The 14,779-nt window shown below is 70.8% G+C and carries 9 protein-coding genes; 2 read left to right on the forward strand and 7 right to left on the reverse strand.

Annotated elements, in window-relative coordinates:
* The first annotated feature begins 74 nt into the window (after positions 1-74).
* Positions 75-1,892 carry a sensor histidine kinase gene (locus tag ENSA7_RS17975; RefSeq protein ID WP_106090527.1) on the forward strand — a complete coding sequence of 606 codons (1,818 nt, stop codon included), beginning with the start codon at positions 75-77 and terminating at the stop codon, positions 1,890-1,892.
* Here the strand turns inward: ENSA7_RS17975 and ENSA7_RS17980 are convergent.
* Entirely contained in the window at positions 1,879-2,667 is a 789-nt protein-coding gene (locus ENSA7_RS17980; RefSeq protein ID WP_106090528.1) for an energy transducer TonB, read from the reverse strand. The two genes, ENSA7_RS17975 and ENSA7_RS17980, sit on opposite strands and share 14 nt — an antisense overlap.
* A gap of 58 nt (positions 2,668-2,725) precedes the next feature.
* Here ENSA7_RS17980 and ENSA7_RS17985 point away from each other — a divergent pair, with 58 nt between their 5' ends.
* Complete coding sequence (locus ENSA7_RS17985; RefSeq protein ID WP_106090529.1) at positions 2,726-7,612, forward strand: nSTAND1 domain-containing NTPase; 4,887 nt, start codon at positions 2,726-2,728, stop codon at positions 7,610-7,612.
* Positions 7,613-7,622: 10 nt separating this feature from the next.
* On the opposite strand, the gene ENSA7_RS17990 is transcribed toward ENSA7_RS17985, so the two are convergent.
* The 6 genes from ENSA7_RS17990 to ENSA7_RS18015 all read right to left on the reverse strand — a co-directional run bounded on the left by ENSA7_RS17990 (position 7,623) and on the right by ENSA7_RS18015 (position 14,681).
* A complete protein-coding gene (locus tag ENSA7_RS17990; protein ID WP_106090530.1) occupies positions 7,623-8,171 on the reverse strand; it encodes an RNA polymerase sigma factor in 549 nt (182 codons plus the stop codon).
* Between the two features lie 359 nt (positions 8,172-8,530).
* The gene (locus ENSA7_RS17995; RefSeq protein ID WP_181233860.1) at positions 8,531-10,171 is read right to left on the reverse strand and encodes an alpha/beta hydrolase; all 1,641 of its coding nucleotides are present in this window, start codon (positions 10,169-10,171) and stop codon (positions 8,531-8,533) included.
* Entirely contained in the window at positions 10,143-10,727 is a 585-nt protein-coding gene (locus ENSA7_RS18000) for a 2OG-Fe(II) oxygenase (RefSeq protein WP_106090532.1), read from the reverse strand. Before ENSA7_RS18000 ends, ENSA7_RS17995 begins: the two co-directional genes overlap by 29 nt.
* Positions 10,724-11,653, reverse strand: coding sequence for an efflux RND transporter periplasmic adaptor subunit (locus ENSA7_RS18005; protein ID WP_146157825.1), 930 nt, complete (start codon positions 11,651-11,653; stop codon positions 10,724-10,726). Before ENSA7_RS18005 ends, ENSA7_RS18000 begins: the two co-directional genes overlap by 4 nt.
* Positions 11,650-13,866, reverse strand: coding sequence for a peptidase domain-containing ABC transporter (locus ENSA7_RS18010; protein ID WP_106090534.1), 2,217 nt, complete (start codon positions 13,864-13,866; stop codon positions 11,650-11,652). The genes ENSA7_RS18005 and ENSA7_RS18010 overlap by 4 nt, the downstream gene beginning before the upstream one ends.
* Entirely contained in the window at positions 13,863-14,681 is an 819-nt protein-coding gene (locus ENSA7_RS18015) for an efflux RND transporter periplasmic adaptor subunit (protein WP_106090535.1), read from the reverse strand. Before ENSA7_RS18015 ends, ENSA7_RS18010 begins: the two co-directional genes overlap by 4 nt.
* Positions 14,682-14,779 lie beyond the last annotated feature (98 nt).

A 14,779-nucleotide genomic window follows, 5' to 3' on the forward strand; every position in this document is an offset into this window, starting at 1 on the left:
GGTCTATTGGGGTCGTAACCTCCAGGGGCGGAAATGATGTGCGGGTAGCCCGCGGAGCGGGTACACATCAATACATGCACTTGTCGCACCTCGATGACGGCGCGCGTGACCACGCGCTCGTCTGTGATAGCGACGTGCTGCACAGGTTGCCGGACCCGCAGGTCGAGGCTGTGTTGAGCGCCGAGCTGGCCAGGGCACCCGGGATCATGCTGCGCGGTCTACTTGGTGGCAGTGAAGACGGCTACCTCGAGTGGATCGTCGAGCAGCTCCAGCGCCTGACCAAGGCGCCGTTCGTCATGATCGGTGAGCTCCACGGTGAGGACTGGGATCGGGTCCAGACCCTGGAGATGCGCAGCCCGAGCGGCCGCGAGGTCAACGTGATCTACGACCTCGTGGACACGCCCTGCTCAAACGTGGTGGGCAGGACCGCGTGTCTCTACCCACGCAATGTCGCGAAGCTGTTCCCGAAGGACGAGATGCTGACCGAGTTGGGCGTGCAGAGCTACGCCGGGGTGCCGCTGTTCGACCCCGGCGGGCGGCCGCTCGGGCTGGTGACCTTGCTCGATCCGCAGCCGTGGACCGAGCCGCACATGCGCGAGGCGCTGGGCCTGATGGAGGCGTTCCGGCCACGGGTCGAGACGGTGCTGATCAACCGTCGCGCGCGACGGGACATGGAGCTGCTCAGCGACCGAATCACACACTCGGAGCAGGGCGATCCACTCGAGCAGCTCATGCGATCCTTTGCCTACGCGATGCAGGTCCGCGGGGCGTTCGCGTCGAGCTTCATCGACAAGTCATGCCAGCGCCTGCGCACCGCGGCGCTGGTCGTCGACGGCGAGGTGCACGAGCCGGTCGAGTACGCGTCGCTGGCCGAGGTCGAGCGGACCGGCGAGATCCTGGTCCGCGACCAGCTCGCCACGGCCTGGCCGGGCTCGACGGCGCTGGGGCAGTTCGGCGCGTGCTCGTTTCTGGTGCTGAGTCTGACCGGCGCGGGCGGCCGGCCGATCGGCCACCTCGGGATCATGCACGACCGTCCGCTCAACCGGCGGATCGGTGCGCAGCCCGTGGTCCGCGCCTTCAAGCAGCAGGTCGCGTTCGACCTGCGCCGCGCGATGCTCGAGGCCGAGCGACTCGCAACCGAGCGTCGGTTGCTCGAGCTGCAGCGGACGGAGAGTCTCGGGCTGCTCGCGGGCGGCGTCGCCCACGACTTCAACAACCTGCTGGTCGGCATGCTCGGCAACGTCGATCTCGCGCTGCTCGACTACCGCGGGGGCAGCCAGGGCGCCGCGGAGATCCGCGAGTACCTCGTCGACATCCGCGACGCGGCTCGCAGCGCGATGGAGCTGTGTCGGCAGATGCTGGCCTACGCCGGGCGGGCCGAGGTCGAGGCGACGCGACTCGAGCTCGGCGCGGAGTTGGACAAGCTGACGCGGCTGCTCGCGCCGACGATCTCGCGGTCGATCGAGATCGTCGTCGACCGCGAGGTCGATCAGAGCTGGGTCGACGGCGATCTCGTGCAGATCCGCCAGCTGCTCATGAACCTGATCACCAACGCCGCCGACGCGATCGGCGACGCCAGCGGTCGGATCGAGGTGTGCCTGAGTCGGGTCCAAGTCGACGAAGACACCGAGCCGATCCTCGGCGTGACCGGAGCGCTGCCGCCCGGTCACTACGTGCACGTGCGCGTGCGCGACGACGGCTGCGGCATGGACGGTCCCACGCTCGAGCACATGTTCGACCCGTTCTTCTCGACCAAGCCGGACGGGCACGGGCTCGGCCTCGCCGCGACGCTGGGGGTCGTGCGAGCGCACGGCGGGACCGTCGTCGTGAGCTCGCAGCTCGCGGTCGGCACGGTGTTCAGCGTATACCTGCCCGCTGCTAGTGAAACTTGAGCGAGAAGGTGCGCTCGGTGCAGGTCTTGAGCTTCTTGCTGCCGACCTCGAGCGGCTTGAAGCGCCAGGTCTTCAGGGTCCGACGCAGGATGTCGTCGACCTGAGGATCGCCCGGGAATTTAACCTTGGTCTTCACATCGACGACGCTACCGTTGGCGTCGATGCAAAACGCGATCGTGCTCTTGCCGTCGCGCTTGTCGAACCGGGCGGCCTTGGTCTGCTGGAGCAGCGCCTTGTCAGGGTCGGGCGAGTACACGGCCCGGGCCATCACCGCGGCCAGCGGCTTGACAGTGGTGGTGTCGGCGCTCGGGGGCTTGACCGCGATCGCCGGGTTGCGATCGCCGAGCTTGCCGATCGGGATGCCACCGATGACGCCGCCGACCTGACCCCCCAGCACGCCGTTGGGGATGCCCTGCGGCGCGCCGCCAGACTTTTGCTCGGGGATCTTGGTCGGCAGCTTCTCGGGCTGGGTCTCCTCGATCGGCTCGGGCTCCTCGGGGACCTCCTCGTTGGTGTCGGGCTTTTGCTCCTCGACGCTGCTGCCAGCGGGGGGCGGCGGTGGAGGCGGGGGCGGAGGCGGTTGTTCGGCGGTCAGCGCGAGCAGGATGTACTCGGTCGAGGGCGGGGCGACCCGGGCGATCGTCATCTTCCCGGCGACCCACCCGGCCGCGATCATCAGGGTCGTCCCGGTGATCGCCACCGCGGCGGCGAAGGTCAGCATCGCGGCGCGCTTGGGGTTGGGTCGGTTGTGGTCGAGGTAGTGTTCGAAGTTCATCTCTTGGCCTCCGCGAGGGCGGTTGCGGCAGGCCGGTGGTGGTTTCAGAAAAAGTTTGATGACCGCGGGCGAGAACCGCGCGAGCGCGTGCCCGCGCGCGTGGGGTAAAACCAAGCGGGTGGAGGAGGATCTCGAGCAGCCGTTTCCGCGCCTCGAGATTGACGCGGTCGAGCTGCGGCGCCAGCAGCAGCGCCTGCTCGCCGCGGTGTTTGGGACCCAGGCCGAGGTCCCGCTGCTCAACCACTACGAGCTGCTCTACGAGCTAGGGCGCGGGTCGATGGGCGTGGTCCATGCCGCCCACGATCGCCGGCTCGATCGCAAGGTTGCGATCAAGACCCTGGTCGCGGGTCGGGATCCCGAGCTGCGCCAGCGACTGATCCGCGAGGCCCAGATCATGGCCAAGCTCGCGCACCCCAACGTGGTGCCGGTCTACGAGATCGGTGAGCTCGAGGACACGACCTTCATCGTGATGGCCTGTGTCGATGGCGTTGGCCTGCGCAGCTGGTTGGACCAGGCCCCCCGCGGCACGGGTGAGATCCTCGCGGTGTTTCGGGCAGCCGGCGAGGGGCTGGCGGCCGCTCACGCCAAGGGCCTCGTTCATCGCGACTTCAAGCCCGACAACGTGATGGTCGGCGACGACGGGCAGGTCTGGGTGATGGACTTTGGCGTGGCCCGCTCGGTCCACGCGGGTGACGGGCACGGGTCTCCCGTCGACGGGCCTGGACCGTGGACGGGCGCGGACACCAGCATGACGCAGACGGGGGCGCTGGTCGGGACGCCCGCGTACATGGCACCCGAGCAGCTGCGGGGCGGTTGGGCCGACGCGGCCAGCGATCAATTCGCGTTTTGTGTCGCGCTCTACGAGGCGCTGTATGGCGCGCGCCCGTTCGTGGGCGCGACGCTGCACGAGCTGCGCGCGGTGGTCGAAGCGGGTGAGCTGCCGCCACCGCCGAGCAGCGGGATCGAGGGGACCGAGGTCCCAGCCTGGCTGCGGGCGATCGTGGCCCGCGGGCTCAGCTCCGACGCCGGGCAGCGGTTCGAGTCGATGCGGGCGCTGCTCGACGCGATCGAGAGCGAGGGGGACCGCGGCAGCTGGCTGGCCGACGAGGCCCGGCTCGCGGGGGTCCCGGCCCACGAGTTCAGCCCCTACCGCGGCCTCGAGGCGTTCCGCGAGTGCGACGCCCGCTGGATGTTCGGGCGCGAGCGCGAGACCGGCGAGCTGGTCGAACGGGTCCGGTCGAGCGCCAGCCGATTGTTGTGCGTGGTCGGTGGGTCGGGCTCGGGCAAGTCGTCGCTGGTGATGGCGGGCCTGTGTCCGGCGCTGCGGCGTGGGGCGCTGGGCGCTGACCTGAGCTGGGAGATCGCGGTGCTGCGCCCGGGTGCGCGGCCGTGCGAGTCGCTGGCGCGCGCGCTGATCGAGCTGCGAGCCGAGGCGGGCGAGCCGGTCCGAGACGCCGACGTTGATCAGCTGGGTCGGGCGCTGCTCGACCACACGAGCACGCTGGCCAAGACCGTGGGCGACCTGGTGGCGGTCCCGACCGAGCTCGAGCCGCGGCAGCGCCGGGTGTTGCTCGTGGTCGACCAGCTCGAAGAGCTGTTCACCGAGGCCGGCCTCAGACCTGGGTATGCGTCGCCGGAGGTGGCGGCGTTCCTCGACAACCTGATCACCGCGACCCGCGGCCGGACCGAGCTGTGGGTCGTCGCGACGCTGCGAGCCGACTTCGTGCACCGCTGCCTCGAGCTCAGGTCGCTCGCGCGAGTGCTGCACGCGGGCACCCACCTGGTGCTCGCGCCCATGACCAAGCGCGAGATCCAGGCGGCGATCGAGCAGCCGGCCAGCCGAGTCGGCTACGAGGTCGACCCGACTTTGGTCGCCGAGCTGGTCAACGCCGCGGCCGAGAACCCGGGCCGGCTGCCGCTGCTGCAGCACGTGCTGCGCGAGCTGTGGCTGCGCCGCGACGCCGACGCCCGTCGGCTCTGCTACGCCGCCTACGAAGCCACTGGCGGCCTCGAGGGGGCGATCGCCGTGGCGGCCGACGCCGCGCTCGACCAGCTGCGACGCGAGCTCGGCGAGCAGGCCGACGACGCGGTCCGGCGGGTCATGACTCGCCTCGTTCACCCTGGTGAGGTCGCGCGCGGCGACACCCGGCGCCGCGCGACCCGTGACGAGCTCGGCGCGGATCCACGGACGACCCAGGTGCTGACCGCGTTCGTGAGCGAGGCCCGGGTGCTGGTCGCGTCCGAGGTCGGTGGCGTCGAGGTGATCGAGCTCGCCCACGAGGCGCTGCTGCGCGAGTGGAGCAAGCTGGTCGAGTGGCTCGACATCGATCGTGACGCGCTGCGCCTGCGCCACGAGCTGGCCCAGGGGGCAGACCAGTACGCGGCCCACACCGATCCCGAGTACCTGTGGGGCAAGGGCCGGGTCGAAGAGGCCACGCGGGTGCTCGGCCAGAGCACCGTCGAGCTGGGGGACGTCGAGCGCAGGTTCCTCGAGCGCAGCATTGCGCGGGTTCGCAAGCGCGAGCGGTGGGTGCGGATCTCGGTCGCGGCCGCGTTCGTCGTGTTGATCGTGTTCTCGGGCTTCACGCTGGGCCTGGCGCTCGAGAACCAGCGTCAGGCCAGCGACTACCAGGCGCTCGCCGACGCCGAGCTGGCCCAGCGCGCGCGGGCGGACGACGGCCTCAACGCCCAAAAAGGCCTGCGCGCGTCGATGCTGGCCGAGGGCCGGATCGACGTTGAAGCGGTCGCGCTCGCGATCGAAGCGCTCGGTGCCTATGGTCCGCCGTTCGTGCGGCCGCCGCCCGCCGACGTCTATCAGGGCACCCTCGACGCGCTCGCGATGCGGGGCATCGTGGGTCCGGTCGCGGCGCTCGAGGCCCACACCCGCAGCGTGGTCGCGGTCGCCTACTCGGCCGACGGTCAGACGCTGGCGACTGGCAGCCGGGACGGCAGCGCGCGGCTGTGGGACGCCAGCTCGGGTCAGCCGCTCGCGGTGCTCGATGGCCACACCCGCAGCGTGACCTCGGTCGCGTTCTCTCCGGATGGCTCGCGGCTGGCGACCGGGAGCTGGGACCACAGCGCGCGAGTGTGGGACGTCGACTCCGGATCCCAGCTGGCGCAGCTCGAAGGCCACCGCGATGACGTGGTCGAGGTCGTGTTCTCGCCCGACGGCGCGCGGGTGGCCACGGCCAGCTCCGACGACAGCGCGCGGATCTGGGACGCCGACTCCGGGGCGCTGATCCATACGCTCGAGGGCCACGAGGGCAACGTCAGCGCGGTCGCGTTCTCGCCCGACGGCGCGCGGGTGGCCACGGCCAGTCACGACGCGACCGCGCGGATCTGGGACGCCCACTCCGGCGCCGCCCTGCACGAGCTCGCGGGCCACCACAGTCGAATGCTCGACGTCGCGTTCTCGCCCGACGGTGCGCGCCTGGTCACCTGCGGCTACGAGGGCGTCGCGCGGATCTGGGAGGTCACGACGGGAACCCAGCTCGTCGAGCTCGACGCGCACCGCAGCAGCGTGGTCGCGGCCGTGTTCTCGCCCGACGGCTCGCGGCTGGCGACGGCCAGCTTCGACGACACCGCGCGGGTGTGGGATCCAGACTCCGGCGAGCTGCTGGCCAGCTTCACGGGACACACCGATGACGTGCTCGCGCTGGCGTTCGTGGCCGGCGGCGCCCGCCTCGTCACCGGCAGCGCCGACGCGACCGTGCGGGTCTGGGACGCTCGCTCCGGCCGCGAGCTCGCGGCCTTGGCCGGCCACACCGACGACGTGCTGGCGGTCGCCGTCCATGGCTCCGGGTTCACAACCACGAGCGCCGACGCGACGGCGCGGATCTGGTCGCTCAGCGGTGCGGCCCCGCGCCCTCGGCTCGAAGGTCACGCGGGCAACGTCGCCGCGCTCCGCTACGCCCCCGACGGCGCGCGCCTGGCCAGCGCCGGCGACGACGCCAGCGTGCGCGTGTGGGATCCGAGCGCGCGCAGGCAGCTGCACGCGCTCGATGGCCACACCAACGGCGTGACCGCGCTGGCGTTCTCCCCGGACGGCGCGCGCCTGGCCAGCGCTGGCTATGACTCGAGCGTGCGGCTGTGGGACGTGGTCTCGGGCAGCTCGCTGGCCGTGTTCGAGGGCCACAGCAGCCACGTCGTCGCGCTGGCGTTCTCCCCAAACGGCCTGCAGCTGGCCAGCGCCAGCTACGACGCGACCGCGCGGCTGTGGGGCACCCAGTCTCACGAACCGCTCGGCGTGTTCGAGGGCCACGCCAGCTACGTGGTCGCGCTGGCGTTCTCGCCCGACGGCTCGCGGTTGGCGACGGCCAGCTACGACTCGAGCGTGCGGGTGTGGGACGTGAACTTTGGAGATCAGCTCGCGGTGCTCGAGGGCCATCGCGGCTACGTCGGCGCTGTCGCGTTCTCGGGTGACGGCTCGACGATCGCGTCGGCCGGCTGGGATCGCAGCGCGCGGCTGTGGAGCGCGAGCTCGGGCGCCCAGCTGCACGCGCTCGAGGGCCACGGCGATCGGGTGCTCGCGCTGGCGTTCACGCCCGACGGAACCCAGCTCGCAACCGCCGGCGCCGATCATGTCGCGCGGCTGTGGGACGTCGACAGCGGCCGGCTCGCGCAGACCTTTGTCGGGCACAGGGACGACGTGGTCGTCCTCGATCTGTCCCCCGACGGAACCCGCCTCGCGACCGCGAGCGTCGACGACAGCGTGCGCGTGTGGGAGCTGAGCAGCGGTCGCCAGCTGGCCAAGCTCACCGGCCACACCGGTGACGTCGAGCAGGTGGTGTTCTCGCCCGACGGCTCGTACCTCGCCAGCGCGGGGGCGGGCGGCAGCGTGATCCTGTGGCCTCTGCCCGCGCAGGCGCTGAGGCTGGCCTGCGATCGGGTCGCGCCGTACCTGACCCGCGATCGCGTCGCGACGATCTGCGGGCGACTGCCGTGACTGGCCTGGCTCACCCGCGCGCGTGGGCAGCCAGCGACGTGGCGAGCTTGCGAAACCGCAGCCGCCAGGCATAGATCGCGTCGCGGCTCATGTCGGTCGCGTCCATGACCTCCTCGACGCTGCGCTCCTCCACGTACAGCATCGCGAACAACAGCATGCCGCGCTCGTCGAGGCGGCCGCCGAGGCGCTCGAGCACCCGGTTGAGCGCGTCGTTGGCCTCGAACCGCCTGGCCGGCGTGCCGTCGTCGCTGATCCGACGCTCGAGCTCGTCGCAGGGCACGGGCTCGACGCTCCATGGATTGCGCCGGGCAGATCGGAAGGTCGCGGCCACCTGCCGCCGCGCCACCAGCCGCACGAAGCTCTCGAACGAGCGGCCGCGCGCGGGATCCCAGCTACGCAGGACCCTGCCGTCATCGGCGAGCAGTGAGATGAACACCTCTTGGACGAAGTCGCGGACCTCTTGGCGAGGATCACGACCTTCGCTGCGGGCGTCACGAATCAGCGCGTACCCGACCTCGGCCTGCAGCACGGGCAGCAGCCGCCGCACGAGTCGCTCCAAGGCCTCACGATCGCCATCGAGCGCTCGCGCAACCTGTTCAGGTTTGAGAGCTACTTGCATGAATTCTCGTCGCGCCAACGCCGGCCCGGACGGGCCGCTCGCTGGTTCGCGGTGCACAGCATAAGCCGGACGAATGGCGACTAGCGTGGTCGCGGATCGCGTCGTCACGCTCGAGCGCGGCTGAGCGAGTCACGCGAAATTGGATCGATCGTGGTCGCAGCCGAGCTCAGGCAAGCATCATCGACAACGCGCAAATCCCCCGCGTGGTGACGCCGCAGGCGGGTTGATCGGCTGACCCAATGATGGGGGTTGTCGACCCGCCAACCTGCGAGAGGGCCCAGCCCAACCGCCAGATCTGCTCAGCGCCGAGCCGACGCGAGGTCAGCGAGGCGGGCCTCGATCCTGGCGCTGTGAACGACACCTTTGGACTCGCCCTGCGCTCGCTCGACCACGCGGACCAGCTCGAGCGCCTCGCGGTAGCGCTGAATCGCCTCGGCCGTCAGGCCCTGTTGCTCGGCGAGCTCGGCCCACGAGTCCCATGCATTCCACGAGTCGGGGACCCGGTCCACGACCGTCGCGAACACCTGCTCGGCCAGGGTTGGCGAGCCCGAGCGCGCGAGCACGTAGCCCGCGTCATTGAGCAGCAGCTCGGCGTCACAGCGCGCCTGCCCGGCGCAGCGATCGTAGGCGGCGGCGGGCCCAAGCTCGCGGATCCAGGCGAGCACCAGCGCGAGATCGGCGGGCGGCGGCGAGGCGGGGAGCTGGGTCCAGTTGGGCGGCAGCGACTCGGCGCCCGGGCGCTCAGTGCCGGTCGTGACCTGCGAGAGAAACTCACGGACCGCGTCCGCGACCTGCACGAAGCCCGCACGGATCTCGGGGTCGGCGTGCGCCGTGTGAGCCGCCCGCAGCACTCCGCCGTGGGCGATGAAGTCGTTGTGGCGCAGGCCCGGCATGCTGACGAGCGTGCGCTCGGCGTGGGTCAGACCCTCGACATAGTCGGTGCGGCCGCCCGCGTGAATGATCAGCGCCGGGATCCGCAGCTTGTCGCGCCGACCGAGGTAGCGGGCCGGCTCGGGCCGCTCGTACCAGGGGTCGTCGGCGCTCGCGTACTCGAGGGTCGAGTCGAGGCTGACGACGGCGAGCAGATCGCGCCCGGCCATGGCGTAGGCGAGGGCCGCCTGCGCGCCGTAGCTGTGGCCAATCACGACGACGCGAGCCGGATCGACGCTAGGCCAGGTCGCCGCGGCCTCGAACATGCGATCGAGGTCGGCGATCGAGGTGCCCGGATCCCACTCGATCGCGCTGCCCAGCCCGCTCGCGTCGAGGAACGCACCCGACACGACCACGAACCCATGCGAGGCCAGGTGCTCCCACAGCACGAAGTTGTCGGCGAAGCTGGCCCCGAGCCCCGGGTGCGCCAGCACGATCGGGAACGAGCCCTGGGCCCACTCAGCGTCGCGCCGGGCCATGGTTTTCAGCCCGGCGAGCTCGTCGGTCGGCTCACCGTCGAACACCTCCTGGTCACGGACGCGCTGCACGTGCTGCTCGAGGCGCGCTCGCCAGGCTCCCGCCTTGGGGGCCGCCACGCGCAGGTAGTCGTCGACCAGCATGGCCTCCCCGCTGGGCACGCTGGCGTCGCTCGGGTACCAGACCGCGAGCAAGATCGGTCGCTTGATCCGATCACCGGTCACCGGATCGATCAGCGAGCGGGTCGGATCTTCGAACCACTGCTGGCGGTATCCGATCGCGTGGGGCCCGGGCGCGAGCTCGGGGAGCCAGACTGGGGCGGGCGTATCTGCTTGGCTGGGTTGCATCGTGGTCGAGGTGACGGCGGTCTCGCCCGGCGTGGTCGCCTGCGAGGACGCAGCCGCCTGCGAGGGTTGACTCGGCGGTGTCTCGCCCGAGCAGCCCGAGCTCATCAACGCCAACAACACGCCGAGCACCCCGGCGACATGCAGCGTGGCTCGACGTTCAGGCGGCCGCCATCCTGGTGCGCTCACACTCGGCATAATAGAAGACGGAGACCGTATAGCGATGGGTCGGCGCGTCGGGGTGGGGGATTCCCGCCCGGTGCAGGATGTTGGAGTGGAACGCCACGAGTCGCCCGGGCCGCGGTGCCACGACCATCATCGCGTCGCCGTCGTCGTCGTAGAATACGGTCTCGCCGCCCCAGCCCGCCCGCCAGCTCGAGTTGGCGTAGTAGAGGAAGGTCAGGGCCTGCGGGTGGACGGTGTCGGTGTGCACGGTGCCACACGCGTCCGAGGAGATCGACGCCGCGTAGACGTGGCTGAGCCCGACGCTTGGATCGCTCAAGCCAAAGGTCTCGCGCATGCTCGTGAACACCGCCTCGGTGTAGGGGAACAAGAACGGCGCGGCCCGGAACATCTCGGTGTTCACCGCCGCGCTCAGCTCGCGATCGAACGACGGCCTGCGCTCGTAGTCGAGCTGCATCACGACGTTGGCGAAATTGGTGATCTGCTCGCTGTCGAGCAGGTCGTCGTAAATCTGGATCAGGCGGTCGCCGATCGAGTGGGAGCGAGTGGGCGTGGGGTTCATCGTTCGGGTCCTCGTGCGTGTCCGTGGCAGGTCGGGAGCTCGACCTCGACGCTGCCGCCGAGCGGGTGATTGTCGAGGCTGGCCGCGGCAATTCGGGCCTCGTAGACCCGGAGCCCCGAGAGCTCGTCGACGTCGTCGTGGGTCGGGTGGAGCATGGCGGTCGCCGGCTCGCCGACGTGATCGACAAACCGCCAGCGCGCCGAGATCGGTGAGCGCAGGGCCTGCTCGGCCGGCAGGGCGACGCGGAGCACCAGGTCCTCGGTCGAGACGAATCGGCCCAGCGCCTGTCCGGTCTCGACCCAGGCTCCGGGGACCACCGACTCCCGCACGATCCGTCCGGGGAACGGGGCCTCGAGCCGACCGGCCGCGATCCGGGCGCGCTGGGCCTCGAGCCGGGCGGCGGCGGCACGGCGCTGCGCGTCGGCGCCGTGCAGCTCGCGAGCGGAGATCGTGAGCGCGTCGCGGGCCGCCTCGCGCTCGGTGTCGGCCAGGTGTTCGCCGAGCTGCTCGGCGCCGCGCAGCTCTCGGGCGCGGGCGATCTGCTCGGCCGCGTAGCGCTCGCGGGTCGCCTTGGCCTCGTCGAGCTCGGCGCGCTGGGTCTCGAGCGCCGCGACGTCGTCGCCGGCCTCAATTTCATAGAGCAGGTCCCCGGCCGCACGCAGCTCGGCCCCGCCGCCGCGCAGCAGCCCCGCGCGAGGGGCATGCAGCTCGACGCTCAGGCGCGGAACGATCACGCCGAGCTCCGTGCAGGGATCGATCTCGTCGAGCCCGGGCGCGCGCACGCTCGATGCCTCGCCGTCCTCGCGCGAGTGGTCGTCGAGCGCGGCGGCGTCCGAGCTCGCGCGCGGGTGGAACCGCAGATCGCAGCCGAGCCCGCCCGCGCAGGCCAACAGCAAGACGAACAAAGATCGGATCGAGCGATTCATGCTGCGCTGTCCTCGGCCAGCTGCGCCGCGACCAGGCGCGCGTAGCTGCCACCTTTCGCGACCAGCTCTGCGTGGCTGCCTCGCTCGACGCAGCGCCCGTTCTCCATCACGACGATCAAGTCGGCGCGGCGGATCGTGGACAGCCGATGGGCGACCACGACCTGGGTGCACTCGAGCTGACGCAGCGCTTCGTAGACCTTGGCCTCCGTCGCCGTGTCGAGCGCGCTGGTGGCCTCATCCATGACCAGGATCCGCGGCAGCGTGACCACGGCGCGCGCGATCGCCAGGCGCTGGGCCTCGCCGCCAGACAGGGAGCTCCCGGCCTCGGCGATCGGCGTCTCGAACCCAGCGGGCTCGCGGGCGATCCGAGCGTCGAGGCACGCGAGCTTGGCCGCCCACTCGACCCGATCGGCCGCCTCTTCGGCGCCAAACAAGATGTTGCTGCGGAACGTGCCCTGGATCAGCTGAACGCGCTGCGGCACCACGCCAAACTGGCGGCGCAGCTGCTGCGGGTGAAACGTGGTCAGGTCGGCGCCGTCGAGCAAGATCCGACCCTGGCTGGGCCGCAGCAGCCCCAGCAGCAAATTGATGATCGTGCTCTTGCCCGAGCCCGTGCTGCCGACCAGCGCGACGGTCTGACCCGGCAAGATCTCGAGATCGAAGTCGTCGACGATCGCCTCTTCGGGGCGAAACCCGAAGCTCACCTGCTCAAACCGAATCCCGCCCTGGATCCGCTGCGAGGGCACGTTCGCCGCGTCCGAGAATTCCGTTGGCAGCTCCGAGGTCTCCTCCAGCACATCGTTGACCCGGGCGGCGACGCTGCGCGCGTCGGCCAGCGACTGGATCGCGCCGACCAGCTGACCGACCGGCGCCATGAAGCTGGGCATCAGCACGCTGGCCGCAAACAGGGCGCCGAGGCTCATGTCGCCCTGGGCCACGCTGGCGCCCGCGAACCCCAGGATGCACGCGGGGGTCAACATCCCGATGCTCGGGCGGATCGCGTCGAGCAAGGCCTCGAAGTTGCCGCGGTTGCGATCGGCCTGCAGCTGGGTGACGAACGCGTTCGACCAGCGCTGCAGCATCGCCTGCTCGCGACCCATGGCCTTGGTGCTGTAGGCGGTCGCCAGCGCCTCGACCTGGCGGGTCTGACAGACCGCGTCGGCCTCGAGGTAGGTCTCGGTCAGGCGCTCGCGCCGACCCCAGCTCCACGCCGTGACCAGCCCCTGCAGCGCCGCGAGACCGAGCGCGGCGAAGGCCAAGGTCGGGTGCAGCATGAACAGCGCGAGCAAGAACGCCGCCGCCGTCGTCGCGTCCAGGACGCTGGCCAGCGCGACCGAGGACAGCGCGTCGCGGATCTCTCGATGCGCGTTGATCCGCTGCAGCAGGTCACCCTGCGACCGGGTCAGGAACACCCGGTAGGGCAGGTGAAGCAGGTGGTGGAGGAAGCTCGCGCGCATCGACGACTCCAGCGAGACGTCGATGACCTTGAGCGTGCGACCGCGGATCAACATGGCCCAGAACCGGGCGAACGAGGCGATCACCAGGGCGATCGCCGTGATCGTCAGGCCGCCCAAGTCGCGCCACGGGATCAGGTCTTCGACCGCGATCGCCATCGCGATCGGGACACAAAACGCGAGGACCTGAATGAACAGCGAGCTGACGACCGCGGTCGCGAGCCGACGCTTCTGCGAGAGCACCCAGCGCAGGTGGCGACGCAGCGGCCGCTCGCGCTCGATCTTGGGGTCGAAGCTCTCACCCGGCGTCAGCGTGAGCGCGACGCCCGTGAACGCGCGGCCGACCTCCTTCGCGTCGCACCAGCGGACCCCACGGGCCGGGTCGTAGATCTGAAAGCGCCCCCGCGAGACCCGGCCGAGCACCACGAAGTGGTTCATCTCCCAGTGCAGGATCGTGCCAGGCTCGAACTCGGTCAGGTCCTCGACCTCGAGCCGGTAGCCACACGCGATGAACCCGAGATCCGAGGCCGCGCGGGCCAGGTGAGCGAGGCTGACCCCGTCGTAGACGTCGCCGACGAGGCGCCGAACCTTGCCCAGCGGCAGCTGCAGGCCGTGGTAGCCGATCGCCATGCACAGCGAGGCGACGCCGCACTCGGCGGACGAGAGCTGGCGGACCAGGCGAAGTCGACCCCCCCGGCGCGACGCGAACAGCCGGCCGCTGACTCGCTCGGCGAACGCTTCGGAGCTCGCGGTGGTCATGGTCGCCCCCTCCAGCCCATCGCCTCGGAGATCCGCACGAGCAGCGAGCGCTGGCGGACCAGCGCCCGGACCTCGCCGACCATGCCGTCGAACAGCACGACGGGAGCCGACCCCGAGTCGTGCGCGAGCTCGGCCTCGACCACCAGCACCGAGTCCGAGGCCTGGGCCGAAGCCAGCTCGTGGCGCTGAAGTGGATCCTCGATCGAGATGGCCTCGCTCGAGACCGAGCGGACCACGAAGATGTGGCGGTGGTCGCCGGCTCGCTCGACGATCAGCTCGAGCTCGGTGCCGACCTGAATGACCCCGAGCGTCGAGTCTGGAAAGGTCGCGACGAGGTACGGGCGCGAGTCCTGATCATCAGCCGAGCGACGCCCGATCGTGGCGACGATATCGGAGGCGTTGACGAGTCCACCCTCACGCGCGCGAACCGAGATGACGTCGCCGTCGATCGGGCTGCGCAGGGTCAGCGCCGCGGCCCGATCGCGGAGGTCCGAGAGCGCGACGCGGGCGCTGCCGACCTCGCCGCGCAGCGCCGGGTTGGTCGGGCTGCGCAGCATCGCCGCGAGGGCCTCGTCATAGCGATGCCGGGCCCGGCGAAGCTCGCCGTCGATCTCGGGGTCGTGGAGCTGGACCAGCGCCTGACCTTCGACGACCGAGTCGCCGGGCGAGGTTGCGATCGCATGGATGCCGCCCGCCGCTTCGCTGCGTAGATAGATGGTGCCGGGCACTCGCACGACCCCGCGACCCGAGACCCGCTCGGGGCTGGGGATCACCAGCGAGAGCGCCGCGGCGAGCAGGAGCAGACCCAGACTCATGACTGGGCCTGAGAACCATGCCCGTTCTCGGCGGCTGGGTATGCCCCGAGCCCAACCTTCCTTGGTGAGCTCGGCGAGCGCTTCGGGCCTCAGATCCA

The sequence above is a fragment of the Enhygromyxa salina genome (assembly GCF_002994635.1).
In the GTDB taxonomy this organism is placed as follows: domain Bacteria; phylum Myxococcota_A; class Polyangia; order Nannocystales; family Nannocystaceae; genus Plesiocystis; species Plesiocystis salina_B.